This is a genomic window from Streptococcus oralis, assembly GCF_901543815.1.
Classification (GTDB): Bacteria; Bacillota; Bacilli; order Lactobacillales; family Streptococcaceae; genus Streptococcus; species Streptococcus oralis_CM.
Genome location: NZ_CABEIU010000002.1, coordinates 1,295,396 through 1,310,715 on the forward strand (window position 1 = coordinate 1,295,396; position 15,320 = coordinate 1,310,715).

18 protein-coding genes are annotated in these 15,320 nt (G+C 41.5%); 1 reads left to right on the forward strand and 17 read right to left on the reverse strand.

The genetic code is table 11. The annotated features are described in order from the left end of the window. Window positions 1-26: 26 nt before the first annotated feature. Window positions 27-1,649 (reverse strand): putative polysaccharide biosynthesis protein, encoded by a 1,623-nt coding sequence (locus FQT28_RS06590; RefSeq protein WP_143989751.1) that lies wholly within the window; start codon window positions 1,647-1,649, stop codon window positions 27-29. Between the two features lie 105 nt (window positions 1,650-1,754). Between FQT28_RS06590 and FQT28_RS06595 the strand changes: the two genes are divergently transcribed. Beyond that, window positions 1,755-3,200 carry a UDP-N-acetylmuramoyl-L-alanyl-D-glutamate--L-lysine ligase gene (locus tag FQT28_RS06595; protein ID WP_084948890.1) on the forward strand — a complete coding sequence of 482 codons (1,446 nt, stop codon included), beginning with the start codon at window positions 1,755-1,757 and terminating at the stop codon, window positions 3,198-3,200. Window positions 3,201-3,236: 36 nt separating this feature from the next. Here FQT28_RS06595 and FQT28_RS06600 read toward each other — a convergent pair whose 3' ends face one another. The 16 genes from FQT28_RS06600 to FQT28_RS06675 form a co-directional block, all read right to left on the reverse strand. Next, window positions 3,237-3,437, reverse strand: coding sequence for a CsbD family protein (locus FQT28_RS06600; RefSeq protein WP_000051185.1), 201 nt, complete (start codon window positions 3,435-3,437; stop codon window positions 3,237-3,239). A gap of 101 nt (window positions 3,438-3,538) precedes the next feature. Then, complete coding sequence (locus tag FQT28_RS06605) at window positions 3,539-4,189, reverse strand: DUF1803 domain-containing protein (protein WP_143989752.1); 651 nt, start codon at window positions 4,187-4,189, stop codon at window positions 3,539-3,541. Then, the gene (locus FQT28_RS06610; protein WP_131200311.1) at window positions 4,173-4,685 is read right to left on the reverse strand and encodes a YiiX/YebB-like N1pC/P60 family cysteine hydrolase; all 513 of its coding nucleotides are present in this window, start codon (window positions 4,683-4,685) and stop codon (window positions 4,173-4,175) included. Before FQT28_RS06610 ends, FQT28_RS06605 begins: the two co-directional genes overlap by 17 nt. An 85-nt stretch (window positions 4,686-4,770) precedes the next feature. After that, the gene (locus tag FQT28_RS06615; RefSeq protein ID WP_084933749.1) at window positions 4,771-5,706 is read right to left on the reverse strand and encodes a manganese-dependent inorganic pyrophosphatase; all 936 of its coding nucleotides are present in this window, start codon (window positions 5,704-5,706) and stop codon (window positions 4,771-4,773) included. 85 nt (window positions 5,707-5,791) lie between these two features. After that, window positions 5,792-6,076 carry a GIY-YIG nuclease family protein gene (locus FQT28_RS06620; protein ID WP_093585796.1) on the reverse strand — a complete coding sequence of 95 codons (285 nt, stop codon included), beginning with the start codon at window positions 6,074-6,076 and terminating at the stop codon, window positions 5,792-5,794. Next, window positions 6,066-6,812, reverse strand: coding sequence for a tRNA1(Val) (adenine(37)-N6)-methyltransferase (locus FQT28_RS06625; RefSeq protein WP_143989753.1), 747 nt, complete (start codon window positions 6,810-6,812; stop codon window positions 6,066-6,068). Before FQT28_RS06625 ends, FQT28_RS06620 begins: the two co-directional genes overlap by 11 nt. A gap of 33 nt (window positions 6,813-6,845) precedes the next feature. Further along, window positions 6,846-7,205 carry a S1 RNA-binding domain-containing protein gene (locus tag FQT28_RS06630; RefSeq protein ID WP_038805977.1) on the reverse strand — a complete coding sequence of 120 codons (360 nt, stop codon included), beginning with the start codon at window positions 7,203-7,205 and terminating at the stop codon, window positions 6,846-6,848. Between the two features lies 1 nt (window position 7,206). Continuing rightward, window positions 7,207-8,607: a bifunctional Cof-type HAD-IIB family hydrolase/peptidylprolyl isomerase gene (locus FQT28_RS06635; RefSeq protein WP_143989754.1), complete on the reverse strand. Its 1,401-nt coding sequence runs from the start codon at window positions 8,605-8,607 to the stop codon at window positions 7,207-7,209. Window positions 8,608-8,688: 81 nt separating this feature from the next. Beyond that, window positions 8,689-9,198: a GNAT family N-acetyltransferase gene (locus FQT28_RS06640; RefSeq protein ID WP_143989755.1), complete on the reverse strand. Its 510-nt coding sequence runs from the start codon at window positions 9,196-9,198 to the stop codon at window positions 8,689-8,691. Window positions 9,199-9,586: 388 nt separating this feature from the next. After that, window positions 9,587-9,826 carry a 30S ribosomal protein S18 gene (rpsR, locus tag FQT28_RS06645; RefSeq protein ID WP_000068664.1) on the reverse strand — a complete coding sequence of 80 codons (240 nt, stop codon included), beginning with the start codon at window positions 9,824-9,826 and terminating at the stop codon, window positions 9,587-9,589. Between the two features lie 31 nt (window positions 9,827-9,857). After that, window positions 9,858-10,328, reverse strand: a complete 471-nt coding sequence (gene ssbA / locus FQT28_RS06650) for a single-stranded DNA-binding protein SsbA (RefSeq protein WP_000609594.1) — start codon at window positions 10,326-10,328, stop codon at window positions 9,858-9,860. 11 nt (window positions 10,329-10,339) lie between these two features. Continuing rightward, a complete protein-coding gene (rpsF, locus tag FQT28_RS06655; RefSeq protein ID WP_001151782.1) occupies window positions 10,340-10,630 on the reverse strand; it encodes a 30S ribosomal protein S6 in 291 nt (96 codons plus the stop codon). Between the two features lie 132 nt (window positions 10,631-10,762). Continuing rightward, a complete protein-coding gene (locus FQT28_RS06660; protein WP_143989756.1) occupies window positions 10,763-11,971 on the reverse strand; it encodes an MFS transporter in 1,209 nt (402 codons plus the stop codon). 125 nt (window positions 11,972-12,096) lie between these two features. Beyond that, window positions 12,097-13,440: an asparagine--tRNA ligase gene (asnS, locus tag FQT28_RS06665; protein WP_143989757.1), complete on the reverse strand. Its 1,344-nt coding sequence runs from the start codon at window positions 13,438-13,440 to the stop codon at window positions 12,097-12,099. A gap of 152 nt (window positions 13,441-13,592) precedes the next feature. After that, window positions 13,593-14,771, reverse strand: a complete 1,179-nt coding sequence (locus FQT28_RS06670) for a pyridoxal phosphate-dependent aminotransferase (RefSeq protein WP_084948904.1) — start codon at window positions 14,769-14,771, stop codon at window positions 13,593-13,595. A gap of 10 nt (window positions 14,772-14,781) precedes the next feature. After that, window positions 14,782-15,258 carry a cell wall elongation regulator TseB-like domain-containing protein gene (locus FQT28_RS06675; RefSeq protein ID WP_143989758.1) on the reverse strand — a complete coding sequence of 159 codons (477 nt, stop codon included), beginning with the start codon at window positions 15,256-15,258 and terminating at the stop codon, window positions 14,782-14,784. Window positions 15,259-15,320 lie beyond the last annotated feature (62 nt).

Genomic DNA, 15,320 nt, shown 5'->3' on the forward strand with positions numbered 1-15,320 from the left:
TTCCTTTTATTTATAAATCTATTTTGTTAAGATCGTTTAAATCTTGCTCGTAGGCGGTCTGCTTGAGGTTTCCCAATAATCTTATCCAATAGGTGAGTGCCAAGACTCATTAAACCATAGAGTCCTCCCCCGAGACCTCCGATAAGGGCTACATAGAGGAAACTCCAGAAGCGTCCTGTTGGTTGGAAGAAAAATCCTAAAATCCACTGTAGGAAACCAACCAAAATAAACATGACCATGGTCAAAATCATAATCAAAATTGTCCGCTTCAAGATAATCTTTCGACGTGCACCCGTCACCTGACAAATATCTCGGTACATCAGAACATTTGGAATGATGAGACCGATGGTCGTTGAGATCAAGGGACCGTAGCTGTGGAAAATAGCAATGGTTGGCAATTGCAAGACTAACTTAGCAATTGATCCATAGACAAAGTAAAGAACTGCCTTGCGATTGCGAAACATAGCCTGAAGCATAGGAGACAAAACCATATACAAGCCTAAAATAGTAGACTGTAAAACCGCAAAGACAAACAAGCCCATGGCCAGACTATCTGGCTTGCCATAAAAGACTGTATAGAGAGGCTCACCCACCATGACGACTCCAACAGTTGCTGGTAATAGAAACATAAAGAGCATGGTCATACTATCTTGAACCAGGCGAGCAGCAGCTCTCAAATCACCTTTAACATAATTTTCCGTCAAAAGTGGCAAACCAACACTTCCAATCGAGACACCGACAGAAATCAAAATCATAGTAATTTTATTAGGATTGGCAGAGAAATAAGAAAACATGACAACCAAGTCTTCATTGCTGTAGTTGGTAAACCACTTCATACTATTGATAAAGGTCATCTGGTCTAAAATCTGGAAGAGCTGGATGGCTGATCCTGTCAGGATAAAGGGAATGGCTTCCTTGATGGTATCAACCAGGAGTCGCTTACTATTGATCTTATCCCGTGTTTCAAAGACTCTTTTGAGTAAACCTTCTTGGGCAAGGAAGTAGATCAAGACTGCAAAACTAGCCACCATTCCCACAAAGGCTGCAAAGGTCGATTGGGTAACGGCTGATAAGTAGTCCCCAGAACCCATCTTCATGATAATAAAAGTGGCCAGCAACATCCAGATAACACGGATCACCTGCTCGGCGATTTGGCTCATGGCATAGGGCTTAAGGTTGTTCATCCCTTGGAAGAAGCCTCGAATAACACTCATAGATGGGAAAATCAAAACTGCCCAAGCCAAGCTCTGCATGATGGGAATCAGGTCTTTCCCCACACCTGATAAGTCTGCTAACCAGGGAGAAAAGAGATACAAGACCAAGGCAAAGACTAGACCCAAGCCCGTCATAAAGCTTAGGAAACTCCGAATCAAGGCAAAGCTATGCTCTTCTTCTCGCATGGTATTGTACTTAGCCACTTGTTTGGCGACCGCAACAGGTATACCCGCTGTCGAAATCAGCAAGAACCAGGCGTAAATATTGTAGCCCATGGTAAAGAGTCCATTTGCCTTGGCAGCATAAGTCCCCATCCAGATATACCAGGGAATAATATAGATAGCCCCAAGGAGGCGACTAATAAAGTTACTAGCTGTTAGCCAAGCAGTCCCTCGCAACATCTGGGCTTGCTGGTGATTGTTTTCGTTAGACATAGCTTCCTCATTCAATTTTGATAACTAGGAAAAGTTCCCTATCTTCCATTATAAACTTTTCCTTGTTACTTGTAAAATTCAGACTTGAAGTTTATAATAGAAAGTATGATTAAGATTGAAACCGCATTAGATATTTTAAAGAAAGATGGCCTTTTTCGCGAGATTATTGATCAAGGACATTACCACTACAACTACAGTGAAGTTGTTTTTGATAGCATCAGTTATGACAGCAGAAAAGTAAAAGAAGGTACTCTTTTTTTTGCAAAAGGCGCTGCCTTTAAAAAAGAATTCCTCCTATCCGCTATAAGTCAAGGCTTAGCTTGGTATGCCGCAGAAAAGGACTACGAAGTCGGTATTCCTGTTATTGTCGTGAGCGATATTAAGAAAGCCATGAGTTTGATTGCTATGGAGTTTTATGGTAATCCACAAGAGAAACTCAAAATTATCGCCTTCACTGGAACCAAGGGTAAGACAACAGCAGCCTATTTTGCCTATAACATCTTGGCTCAACACCATCGCCCAGCTATGCTGTCTACCATGAATACAACCTTAGATGGTAAGACCTTCTTTAAATCTGCCCTCACAACTCCTGAAAGCATTGATCTCTTTGATATGATGGCTCAAGCTGTTAAGAATGGTAGAACCCACCTCATCATGGAAGTCTCTAGTCAAGCCTATCTGGTCAAACGCGTCTATGGTCTGACCTTTGATGTAGGTGTCTTTCTTAACATCACTCCTGACCATATCGGACCAATTGAACACCCTAGTTTTGAAGATTACTTCTACCACAAACGTCTCTTGATGAAAAATAGCCGAGCAGTTGTCATTAACAGCGACATGGACCACTTCTCTGTGCTGAAGGAACAAGTGGAACATCAAGAACATGACTTCTATGGTAGCCAGTCAAGCAACCATATCGAGAACTCTAAAGCCTTTAGCTTTTCAGCTACAGGTAAACTCGCTGGTGATTATGATATTCAACTCATCGGCCACTTCAATCAAGAAAATGCCGTTGCTGCAGGACTTGCCTGTCTTCGTCTAGGTGCCAGTCTTGGAGATATCAAAAAAGGGATCGCTGCGACCCGAGTTCCTGGACGTATGGAAGTCCTCACACAGAAAAACGGCGCTAAGGTCTTCATCGACTATGCCCACAATGGCGATAGTCTGAAAAAACTGATTTCTGTTGTTGAAACCCATCAAACTGGAAAAATTGCTCTGGTTCTCGGTTCGACTGGAAACAAGGGTGAAAGTCGCCGCAAAGACTTTGGCCTCCTCCTCAATCAACATCCTGAGATTCAAGTCTTTCTCACAGCTGATGACCCCAACTATGAAGATCCAATGGCCATTGCTGAAGAAATAAGCAGCTATATCAGTCATCCTGTTGAAAAGATTGCCGATCGTGAACAAGCCATCAAGGCCGCGATGGCCATCACAAATCAAGAACTCGATGCCGTGATTATTGCTGGTAAGGGAGCTGATTGCTACCAGATCGTCCAAGGAAAGAAAGAAGACTATCCTGGAGACGCAGCTATCGCAGAACGTTATCTATAAAATCAAAAAATCAAGGGAGGCTTTCCCTTGGTTTTTTTAGTCTTCTTTCTTAAATGAATTTTTAAGACCTTCAACGGCACCTTCTACAGCGCCTTTAGCATCTTCAACTACTTCTTTTGCTTTCGCAACTGTTTTTTCTACAGCACCTTCTGCTTCTGTTTTGCTATCGCCAGTAACTTTCCCAAATCCTTCTTTGATAGCACCAGTTGCTTGTTCCAATTTATTTTCAAGTGACATAACTCTGTCTCCTTTGCTTTTAATACGATAATGGTTATCGCTTACATTCAGTTTATGCTTATTCTTTAGCAAAGTCAAACAATCTGCTCAAAATGAAGCAATTAAGGTAAATAGAAAGTCAACCGCTCCTTGTCAAAATCAACAGCCAACTCATACTTCCCTTCTTCGTTTTGCACTACATAGCCCAAGACGACTAGACTCTCAACGAAGATATCACGGCGTTTCTGCATAAGATGGTCTTTTTTGAGGAACTTCAGTAAAAAAGTCGTCATATACTTGAGAGCATACTCAGGATTGACATCCCCCAAAATGGCATAGAGTTCCTGCTGTTTTTCTGTCAATGGATATTGATTCTTAACCTTGTAGAAATAATTCGACAGGGTCATCTTTTCTCTTGCAAAATCCGTAGATTCGACTAAAATGGCTGCATTGGTCTGATTGCGCAATTCTGTCTCAAAAGTCTTCTCCAGTAAGGCTTGATAGACTGGACTGTCCTCTCTGACAAAAATTTCTTGGTCAAGAGCCAGACTGTCTATTGATTCTAGAAAAGGGAGATTGAGGGAATAGCGTTTGTTTTCCCTTAGGATCAAGCCTGCCTTTATATACTCTTCCATGAGTTTATCAACTGCCACATCTGGAAACTGGGCCTTGATTTCTCGTAGAATCACATCGTCATGCTGGTCCAGATAGTCAACCAAATCTATAAAAAATGGCTGTCGAGTCAAACGAGATGGATTAAAAATCTGAATCATGAAGATTCCTTTCTTTACATTCTAAAAGAGAAGATGCTGCTAGTTGACTAGGATTGGTCCCTGGTTGATTCAGAGGCACAGGAAGTTCGAGTTTCCTGTAATATTCCCTCCAGAAATCACTAATCTCCTGCTCCCCATCTCCAAATTGCATAGGAATAGTCTCAAAAATAGGAAGAATTTCCGCGATGTACTGGGAGCAGTAAAAACCAGACCCATCTGGATAAAAAGAGGCGTTATAGGGTGCACCTAAATGTTTGCTGGCTCTTTCCTTTACCAAGTCAGCTTCCATCTCTGGATAGACATAAAGGTCATAGAGATGAGTCGGTTCAAAAAATTCATCTGGTCCTTGACAGATTACCCCTGCTTGCCCACTAGCATGGTAGATCAAACCGTCCAAAAAGATAGCTACATGACTATAGTTCCCAGTAGAAGCCTGGATGGCCTGCCCCATATCTGAAAGATCCTTCACAAAAATCAAATCGCCATTTTCTAACATCTTTCTCTCCTAGAAAAAAAGGAGCCGAGACTCCTTTAGCTATAAGGAAACTAAAGTTTCCTCGTTTCAATTATCACTCAGGCTATTAGCCATTAAAGCTTTCAGTCAACTGAGGTACCACTTGTTTCTTACGTGAAACGGCACCTGGAAGAAAAGCATGGTTGTTTTCAAGTTTAAAGTTGAAGGCAGCTTCAACCTTGTCCATGTTTGATCCAAGAGCCAAAATTTCTGAGTTTGAGTTCACAATATCAGTAATCATCAAGACAAAGTCAGAGTAGCCGTTTGCTGCGTTGGCAGCTTGCATTGCTGCTTCGATTTCAGCTTGGCGTTCCAAGACTTCAGCGATATCAACAGTATTGACTTGGGCAACACGAACCTTGTTTCCGTTGAGTTCAAAAGTCTTAGCATCGATATCAATCAATTCTTCAGCAGATTTACTAGCCAAGTTTGTACCAGCTTTCAGCATCGCGAGGCCGTACTCTTCCAAGTTCACACCAGCCAATTCAGCCAATTCAGGAGCAATGACTTTATCTGTTGGGTGTGTTGTTGGAGATTTCAAAAGAAGGGTATCTGAAATCAAACCTGAAAGCATCAAACCAGCAATCTCTTTAGGAACTGCTACACCATGTTCTTTGAACATGCGGTAAACAATAGATGAAGCTGATCCAACTGGTTCCAAACGCATGTAGAGCGGGCTGGCAGTTTCAAAATTAGCCACACGGTGGTGGTCTACAACACCGTAAACTTCTACTTCAGCGATATCTGACACTGATTGTTGGAATTCATTGTGGTCAGTTAAGATAACTTGCTCTGCACCTTCTGCTTTAGCAGATGTGATAACACGTGGTGCTTCTACACCAAAATAGTTCAAAACAAAGGCTGTTTCTTCGTTTGGAGTACCGAGAGCAACTGCTTCTGTGTCCAATCCATAAGCCTCTTTTGCAAGATAAGCAAAGGCTACAGATGACCCGATGGCATCTGAGTCTGGATTTTGGTGACCAAATACTAGAATCTTAGACATGATAATACCTCTTTAAATTTATTCATCTTATTTTAGCACTTTTTTCCTCTTTTGACAAAAGTAAGAGGAGTCAAAGGCCCCCTCATTAGATATCAATATGATTGACTAGATTTTTCTCTTGATTTTCGGATAAAAATCGTTCTTTCTGTGGACGTTTCTTGCGTTTGAGGAGAGCCTCTGCAGACATGGCTTCTTCCTTGCTAGCAAAACCCTCTACATAGATGAGTTTGACTGGCAAGCGAGCTCGGGTATACTTGGCTCCCTTACCACTATTATGAACGGCAAGGCGTTTTTTCACATCCGTTGTATAGCCCGTATAGTAAGAACCGTCACTACACTCCACCACATACATATATGCCTTATGATCCATAGTAAATCTCTTGAATTTCTGGCGTGTAGGAACCATCTTCATTGTGAACAATGAGTGGTGGCAGGACCTTGAAACCACTTGTCGATCCATCCTTGATAGCTTCGATTAAGAGCATATTGGCCTCCTTCTGTTGTTTAGGATAGACAAATTGCAGGCGCTTGGGTGCCAAATTGTGGCGTTGAAGCATGTCTAGGATATCCAAGAGCCGATCTGGACGATGAACCATGACCAAACGACCATTAGACTTGAGAATACTCTGAGCACTGCGACAGATTTCTTCTAGGTTAGTCGCAATTTCGTGTCTTGCTAGGAGGTAGTGTTCACTCTCATTCAGATTAGAATGCGGATCCACCTTGAAATAAGGCGGATTGCACAAAATCATATCCACCTTACTTCCCTGAATGTGGGCAGGCATATTTTTCAAATCATCGCAGATGACCCGCATCTGCTCTTCCAAACCATTCAACTGAACCGAACGCTCTGCCATGTCTGCCAAGCGTTCCTGAATCTCTACAGAGAGAATTTTTGCCTTGGTACGACTACTTGCAAAAAGTCCCACTGCACCATTTCCAGCACAAAAATCCACTATTAAGCCATTTTTAGGGAAGCGAGGAAAGCGTGACAAGAGAACACTATCCACCGAATAGCTAAACACTTCTCTATTTTGAATGATCTTGATATCTGTCGAAAAGAGCTGGTTGATTCGCTCTCCTGGTTTTAATAATTGTTCTTCCATATATTGATTTTTAAAAATACGAAATCTAATAAACTAGTTTTTCTCTCTCAGATTGTTGAGGGCTTCCTTTGTCCAGATTGGCATCATTCGCCCAAGTGGTGCAAAACCATGCTTGATACGATCATTTGAAAAACGTCTCCGTCTTGGCAATTGATGTTTTTCTTCCTCCAGAGTGCGAATAGATAGACTAGCTTTACCTGAAAATTCGTCTAAATCAACAACCTGAACTTGCACTTCTTCACCAATTTTCAAAACCTCATAGATATTTTCGATAAATCCTGTCCGAATCTCTGAAATATGAATCAGCCCAATCACCCCTGTCTCTAACTCGACAAAGGCACCATAGGGCTGAATTCCTGTAATACGCCCCTTTAGCTTATCACCAATTTTCATCCTAGTCCTCAATTTCAATCGTTTCAATTACTACATCTTCAACTGGCTTGTCCATAGCACCAGTTTCAACAGCTGCAATGGCATCCAAGACTGCAAAAGATTCTGCATCTACCAATTGCCCAAAAACAGTGTGACGACGGTCAAGGTGAGGAGTTCCACCTTGCTCTGCATAGATCTCAGCGATTGGTTCAGGCCAGCCACCACGTGCAATCTCTTTCTTAGAGTATGGCAAGTGTTGGTTTTGCACGATAAAGAACTGACTGCCATTGGTATTTGGACCAGCATTGGCCATAGAAAGAGCCCCGCGAACATTATAGAGTTCTTCAGAAAATTCATCTTCAAAAGCTTGTCCATAAATGGACTCTCCCCCCATACCAGTACCAGTTGGGTCTCCACCTTGGATCATAAAGTCCTTGATAATGCGATGGAAAATCACTCCATCATAGTAACCATCTTTTGAAAGAGCGACAAAGTTTGCTACTGTTTTGGGAGCCTGTTCAGGGAAAAGCTTGATACGCAAGTCTCCGTGATTTGTCTTAATAGTCGCCAACGGACCTTCTACTGTTTCAATGTTTACTTGTGGGAAATGCAATTCTTTTTCTACCATACCAAATCCTTCTAAGGCATCAAAAATGCCATCTTCTTCTACTGTTTTTGTAATATAATCTGCTTTTTCTTTGATCTTTTCGTGGGAAACTCCCATGGCAATACTAATTCCTGCATAATCAAAGAGTTCTAAGTCATTGAGCCCATCTCCGAAGACCATGACGTTCTCTGGTTTCAATCCTAGGTGTTCTACAACCTTTGCCACACCAGCAGCCTTTGAGCCTGCAATTGGTACCACATCAGATGAATGTTCATGCCAACGCACCATGCGAAGTTTATCCGACAATGAATCTGGCAAGTGCAAGTCATCCCCTCTATCCTCAAAGGTCCACATCTGATAAATGTCTACTTTTTCATGGAAGTCAGAATCCACATCCAAGTTTGGATAAATCGGATCAATCGCCTCACTTATCAGTTCTGTTCGAGTGGAGAGTTTAGCAGCATGACTGCCAACCAAACCATATTCAATCCCCTCTTTCTTAGTCCAAGAAATGTATTCTTCTACATTTGACTTCTCAATCTGATTTTGATAAACGACATTTCCTTTTTTATCTTCTATATAGGCCCCATTTAGGGTTACAAAAAAGTCAGGTTTGAGCTTACGAATCTCTGGAACAACACCAAAAATGCCACGACCAGAGGCAATTCCTGTTAAAATTCCTTTTTCACGCAACTGTTTAAAGACAGTGGGAATTGTAGCTGGAATAAAACCTGTCTTTGACGTACGCAGGGTATCATCAATATCAAAAAAGACAATCTTAATCTTCTTTGCCTTGTATTTTAATTTTGCATCCATCTCTCTACCTCTTTCAATCTAACTCTTTCCATTATACCATAAAGTAGAGAAATCCCATATCTTCAAAAAATTTGCTACCTCTTATTCAAATTCTTTGGATAAGTACAAAACTAAATCATCATTATTTTGAATAGTGGCATTCATTTCCAACGGTTGGTTCTGATACCAAACGCCTGAACCATCTGGAATGTAGCCCCGTCTGATATACAATCTCTGGGCAGGGCCATACCCTGAATGGAGGCCAACACCAAGGGTTACCTTATCCGATATGAGCTTAACTCGTTTTTCTGCTTCTTCCAGCAAGAGATTTCCAATACCTTGATTTTGAAAGGGCTCAAAGACATTGAAATCTGAAAGTTCTGGAGACATTCCAGCAAAGGGACCATGCTTGGCAATTGGTAAAATAGTGATGTACCCCGCTACTACACCCTCAACCTCTGCAACTGAGACTTCTCTCTCTCCACATTCTTGTTCAAGAAAATACCTAGCCAAAATTTCTTCTCTACCCGGCCAACCTTGATTGATAAAACCTTGGGATAGATCTTTAATGTCAGATTCTTGCATTTCTCTAATTGAACATATTGTCTTCATAAGCTGATCCTTTAAAGTTTTCTCCTACCATTATAGCACGAGAATGAAGATAAAAAGAAAAAGAACTAGCTGGCTAAAATTAAAATCCTACTAGATTCAAAAGTAGCTGTTTCTAACAGATACCCATAAAAATCTGAAAAAGAGGTCCCCAGAACCTAAAAAAGACCCATAAGGACCTTAATTCGCTTTCTTATTTTCAAGCTCATGAAAAAGAGGTCCACCCGGGCCCAACTCGCTTTCACACTTCCATACTCGTGAAAAAAAGACCCAGGTGGGTCTTAATTCGCTTTTTTATTTTCCAGCTCATGAAAAAGAGGTCCACTGGACCGAACTCCCCTTCTCATTTCAAAGCTCGTGAAAAAAAGACCCGTTGGGGTCTTTTTTTTCTTTAATCTTCGTTTACGAAAGGCATCAAAGCCATTACGCGAGCGCGTTTGATAGCTGTTGTTACTTTACGTTGGTTTTTAGCTGAAGTTCCTGTTACACGACGAGGAAGGATTTTCCCACGTTCTGAAACGAAACGGCTAAGAAGCTCAGTATCTTTGTAATCAACATATTCAATTTTGTTTGCTGCGATGTAATCAACTTTTTTACGGCGTTTGAATCCGCCACGACGTTGTTGAGCCATGTTTTTTCTCCTTTATAGTTTTAATTGTCCATTAGAATGGTAAATCATCATCTGAAATATCCAATGGATTGGTTGCTCCAAATGGATTTTCATCACGTGAAAAGTCAGGTACTGATTGTGTAGGTGCTGTATAACTAGCAGTTGGTGCAGAATAAGCTCCACCTGTATGTCCTTCACGCACGCTACGGCTTTCCAACATTTGGAAATTATCAGCCACGACTTCTGTTACGTAGACACGTTGTCCTTGCTGGTTATCGTAACTACGAGTCTGGATACGACCTGTGATCCCGATAAGAGAGCCTTTTTTAGCCCAGTTAGCAAGATTTTCAGCCTGTTGGCGCCACATAACGACATTGATGAAATCAGCCTCACGTTCGCCATTTTGACTCTTGAATGTACGGTTTACTGCAAGAGTAAAAGTCGCAACTGCTACATTTGATGGGGTATAACGCAACTCAGCGTCACGTGTCATACGCCCTACAAGTACAACATTGTTAATCATAATTTACCTTCTTACGCGTCAAGTTTGACGATCATGTGACGAAGAATGTCAGCGTTGATTTTTGAAAGACGGTCAAACTCTTTAAGAGCTGCGTCGTCGTTTGCTTCAACGTTAACGATGTGGTAAAGTCCTTCACGGAAATCTTGGATTTCGTATGCAAGACGACGTTTTTCCCATGATTTTGATTCAACAACAGTTGCACCGTTGTCAGTCAAGATAGAGTCAAAACGTGCTACCAAAGCGTTTTTCGCTTCTTCTTCAATGTTTGGACGAATGATATAAAGAATTTCGTATTTAGCCATTGATATGTTCCTCCTTTTGGTCTAATGACCCCTAGTCTTTGCAAGGGGTAAGTGAGGTTTGCTCACAATAAACTATTATACTAGAAAAGCTGGTAGATAGCAAGAGAAAAAAGATAAAAGTGAAAAATAACTCTATTTCTTAGAAATAACATTCTCTTTTAGTTCCAAAGATCCAGCCATCTCTTTCAAAATGAAAAATAGCAAAAAGCTGGCTAGTACTAAAATGAGCCCTAAGTAAAGGAAGGCTACTACAAATCCTAGATAGTCAATCAACCAGCCCGTCAGAGGAAAAATGACGATCATACTCAGGCTGAACATCATAGAGTAGACACTTAGCATGGTTGCCCGTACCTCACTTGGGAGTCGCTTTTGTAAATCGTTGTCAAAAATCGGTTGAAAGAGAGCATATAAGGCGTTACTAATCAAATAAACTAAAATATAAATCAGTGGCGTACCAAAGTAGGACAGCAAATAAGTTCCTCCCGTCAAGAGGACAAGAATTGGAAAAAGTTTTAATGCTGAATACCTCTTTCCAATCTTACTTGCTAGATAAACTGCCCAGATATTCAATGCACTGCCCATCAGCATGACCATCGAAATCTGCCATCCTTCTAGGTCAGGCAGTTGATTTTGATAGTAAAAATAAAACATACACATCAGTGTTCCGATGATTTGGGACAGAATCATCCAACCAAAAAGACTGGGATTTCTCTGCAACTCCTCTTTGACAGTCAACATAATCTTTTTCATCGTTAAACGCTCAGATTTTTGCGCTTTAACACTAGGTTCTTTTAACATCCATGTTAGGAAAAGAACGATAATAGAAGTAGCAATCATGATATAGTAGGTCAAGTGTAATTGACCATGGACAAAAAATCCTGCTAAAACCGTCCCTAAAGACCGAGTGCCTTCTGCGACTCCTGACATAAAACTTGAGATAGATAAGTAGCGCTCTTTTAATCCAGCCTCCACGGCTGAATCATAAACCATGGCTGCACTCGTCCCCGAATCAAAATTATAAGACAAGGCACTCACCACCATAGCAAGTGCATAAATCCAAAAATTACCTTGTCCTAGTAACATGAGAATAGACGACGCAATCCCAGCTATTCGACTTAAATACAGATTGGTTTTATAGGAATAGCGGTCAGCTAACATTCCCGAGGGAATTTCACAGATGACACTGGTAGCATGAAAAATACTTTCCAATAAGCCAATCTGCCAAAGTGACATCCCATTTTGACTGAGAAATAAAATCCAAAAGCTGGTAATGCCCAAAAAGGCAAAAAATTCCACACCAGCCATGAGACCGATATTCTTCCGGTAATTTCGTTTAAACATAGTTTCTCCTTTAACAAGTGTATTTGTCTCTTTGTGTTTGTCACTTGTTAAGCTGTGCTTTACATGTTCTCCACCTCTTCTTTCTTCTACTTTGAAAAAACGCCCCTAGGGCGTTTTGATTTATTTTATGGTTTGATGCGGTACAACATACGAGGGAATGGAATCGCTTCGCGGATGTGTTTTGTACCTGCTGCGAAGGTTACCATACGCTCGATACCGATACCAAATCCACCGTGTGGCACTGTACCGTATTTACGAAGGTCAAGGTAGAATTCGTATTCTGTACGATCCATGCCAAGTTCTTCCATCTTAGCGACAAGGGCATCATAGTCTTCCTCACGCATAGAACCACCGATGATTTCTCCGTAACCTTCTGGTGCAAGCAAGTCTGCACAAAGCACGCGCTCTGGATTTCCAGGAACTGGTTTCATGTAGAAGGCCTTGATAGCTGCTGGGTAGTTCATGACAAATGTTGGCACACCAAAATGGTTTGAAATCCATGTTTCGTGTGGTGAACCAAAGTCATCTCCATGCTCCAAATGCTCGTAATCAGCATCTTCATCATTCTCATGCTCTTGCAAGAGGTCAATGGCTTGATCGTAAGTGATGCGTTTGAATGGCTCAGCAATGTAGCGTTTCAAGAGTTCTGCATCACGTTCCAAGGTTTCCAAGGCTTGAGGCGCACGATCCAAAACGCCTTGAAGAAGAGCTTTCACATAAGCTTCTTGCAAGTCAAGTGACTCATCGTGTGTCAAGTAGGAGTACTCCGCATCCATCATCCAGAACTCAGTCAAGTGACGGCGCGTTTTTGATTTCTCCGCACGGAATACTGGACCAAAGTCAAAGACACGACCAAGAGCCATAGCACCTGCCTCTAGGTAAAGCTGACCTGATTGGCTCAAGTAGGCTGGCGTTCCAAAGTAGTCTGTTTCAAAGAGTTCAGTAGAGTCTTCTGCTGCATTTCCTGAAAGAATTGGGCTATCAAACTTCATAAAACCGTTCTTGTCAAAAAACTCATAAGTTGCATAGATGATAGCGTTACGGATTTGCATCACAGCCACTTGCTTACGAGAGCGGAGCCACAAGTGACGGTTGTCCATCAAGAAGTCTGTTCCGTGTTCTTTTGGTGTGATAGGGTAGTCTTGAGATTCACCGATCACTTCGATGTCTGTAATATCCAACTCATAGCCAAACTTAGAACGTTCGTCTTCTTTGACAATCCCTGTCACATAAACAGACGTTTCTTGGCTCAAACGTTTGATAACATCAAACTTCTCAAGTCCCACTTCTTCACCAAATTTTTCTACAAAGTTTGGTTTAAAGGCTACACCTTGGAAGAAGGCTGTTCCATCGCGCAATTGCAAGAAGGCAATTTTCCCTTTTCCAGATTTGTTGGCAACCCAGGCTCCAATGGTCACTTCTTGACCAACGTAGTCTTTTACATCGATAATTGTTACACGTTTTGTCATAATCTATCTTCCTTTTTTCGTTTAACTTGTCCGAAGACATCATTACTCACTATTTTACCATAAATAGACTGCGATAGCTAGGTTCTACTAGAGAAAATTCGTGAGATTTTCGTTACAAAAAATCTTCGCCAAGACGACGAAGATTCTAAATTTTATTTTTCCATAAATTGATGCAAACGGCGAATAGCTTCTTTTAATGTATCCAAGTCTGTGGCATAGCTGAGACGAACATTTTCTGGTGCTCCAAATCCAGCTCCTGTAATCAAGGCAAGACCGACTTCTTCGAGAATAGCCGTTGTAAACTCTGTCACATCGGTATAACCCTTCATTTCCATCGCTTTTTTAACATTTGGGAAAAGATAGAAGGCTCCTTGGGGCTTGACAACTTCAAATCCTGGTACTTTGCACAAGAGAGGATAAATAGTGTTCAAACGTTCCTCAAAAGCCTGGCGCATGATTTCGACAGAATCTTGTGGCCCAGTTAGGGCTTCAATGGTAGCATATTGCGATACAGCAGTCAGGTTGGAAGTTGTTTGTCCTGTTAGTTTGCTCATAGCAGAGATAATCTCAGGATTTCCCACAGCATAACCTACCCGCCAACCAGTCATGGCATAGGCCTTAGATACACCGTTAATCACGATGGTTTGCTTGCGAATGGCTTCTGACAGACTAGAAATTGGAACAAATTCGTTCCCGTTATAAACCAGACGTCCATAAATATCATCTGCTAGGATAAGGACATCATGCGCAACAGCCCAATTTCCGATAGCCATGAGTTCCTCACGAGAGTAAATCATACCAGTCGGATTCGATGGTGAATTAAGAACCAAGACTTTGGTCTTATCTGTTCGGGCTGCTTCTAGCTGCTCTACTGTTACTTTAAAGTGATTGTCTTCCTTGGCCTGGACAAAGACTGGCACACCTTCTGCCATTTTGACTTGATCCCCATAGCTGACCCAATATGGTGTAGGAATGATGACCTCATCACCTGGATTGACCACAGCCATAAAGAAGGTGTAGAGAGAGAACTTAGCACCAGTGGCAAAGGTAACTTCGTTGGCTGCTACAGAATACCCATAGTGGCGTTTAAAATAGGTATTAACCGCTGCTTTTAACTCTGGTAGGCCTGAAGCAACTGTATAGAAGGAAGCTCGTCCATCTCGAATCGCTTCTACCGCTGCATCCTGAATGTTTTCAGGAGTATGAAAATCAGGCTGTCCCAAGGTTAAGAAAAGAACATCCTTTCCTTGAGCTTTTAATGCCTTGGCTCTTGCATCACTAGCTAGAGTGACGCTTTCTTCCATTTCTAGTACACGTTTGGATAGTTTCATATGTCCTCCTTTATTGGATCACTGCTCCTGTTTCAAAGTCGACCAGATAGTACTGGTTTCCTGACTTGACTTCCCAAATCGGCTTGTCCTGATAACGACCAAAGGTGACTTTGTCAATGTCGCTAGCTCCTTTTTCCCTCGAAATCGTCGCTGCCTTGTCTTGAGAAATCCCCTTATCTAGCTGATAAACATAAATCTTATGTTCATTCTTTTCAATCAGTACGGCAATGGCCTCTTGCTTTTTATTATGCCCCAGAACGCTGTAATAGCTTTCTAGTCCATTATAAAAATCAACCTGGTCTGCCTTTTCCAATTCTGCATACTGCTTGGCTAGTTTTTCTCCCTCAATCCTAGCATCCTGATAGGGCTTCATACTTAGAGAGATCAGATAAAGGAAGGAAGTGGTCATGACTAGTAATACTAAAGTAATGCCGATTCCATACTGTAAAAGTAGCTTGTTTTTTGCTTTTTTCTGTCTTAGTTTCACTCGTCTATTTTACCATCTCTCCTTCTTTATTACAAGTGAAGACAGGAACATTCTAAGAATCT

Coding starts and splice junctions, on each gene's coding strand:
- FQT28_RS06590 (WP_143989751.1), bottom strand. CDS start 1,649: ATGTCTAACGAAAACAATCACCAGCAAGCCCAGATGTTGCGAGGGACT.
- FQT28_RS06595 (WP_084948890.1), top strand. CDS start 1,755: ATGATTAAGATTGAAACCGCATTAGATATTTTAAAGAAAGATGGCCTT.
- FQT28_RS06600 (WP_000051185.1), bottom strand. CDS start 3,437: ATGTCACTTGAAAATAAATTGGAACAAGCAACTGGTGCTATCAAAGAA.
- FQT28_RS06605 (WP_143989752.1), bottom strand. CDS start 4,189: ATGATTCAGATTTTTAATCCATCTCGTTTGACTCGACAGCCATTTTTT.
- FQT28_RS06610 (WP_131200311.1), bottom strand. CDS start 4,685: ATGTTAGAAAATGGCGATTTGATTTTTGTGAAGGATCTTTCAGATATG.
- FQT28_RS06615 (WP_084933749.1), bottom strand. CDS start 5,706: ATGTCTAAGATTCTAGTATTTGGTCACCAAAATCCAGACTCAGATGCC.
- FQT28_RS06620 (WP_093585796.1), bottom strand. CDS start 6,076: ATGGATCATAAGGCATATATGTATGTGGTGGAGTGTAGTGACGGTTCT.
- FQT28_RS06625 (WP_143989753.1), bottom strand. CDS start 6,812: ATGGAAGAACAATTATTAAAACCAGGAGAGCGAATCAACCAGCTCTTT.
- FQT28_RS06630 (WP_038805977.1), bottom strand. CDS start 7,205: ATGAAAATTGGTGATAAGCTAAAGGGGCGTATTACAGGAATTCAGCCC.
- FQT28_RS06635 (WP_143989754.1), bottom strand. CDS start 8,607: ATGGATGCAAAATTAAAATACAAGGCAAAGAAGATTAAGATTGTCTTT.
- FQT28_RS06640 (WP_143989755.1), bottom strand. CDS start 9,198: ATGAAGACAATATGTTCAATTAGAGAAATGCAAGAATCTGACATTAAA.
- rpsR (WP_000068664.1), bottom strand. CDS start 9,826: ATGGCTCAACAACGTCGTGGCGGATTCAAACGCCGTAAAAAAGTTGAT.
- ssbA (WP_000609594.1), bottom strand. CDS start 10,328: ATGATTAACAATGTTGTACTTGTAGGGCGTATGACACGTGACGCTGAG.
- rpsF (WP_001151782.1), bottom strand. CDS start 10,630: ATGGCTAAATACGAAATTCTTTATATCATTCGTCCAAACATTGAAGAA.
- FQT28_RS06660 (WP_143989756.1), bottom strand. CDS start 11,971: ATGTTTAAACGAAATTACCGGAAGAATATCGGTCTCATGGCTGGTGTG.
- asnS (WP_143989757.1), bottom strand. CDS start 13,440: ATGACAAAACGTGTAACAATTATCGATGTAAAAGACTACGTTGGTCAA.
- FQT28_RS06670 (WP_084948904.1), bottom strand. CDS start 14,771: ATGAAACTATCCAAACGTGTACTAGAAATGGAAGAAAGCGTCACTCTA.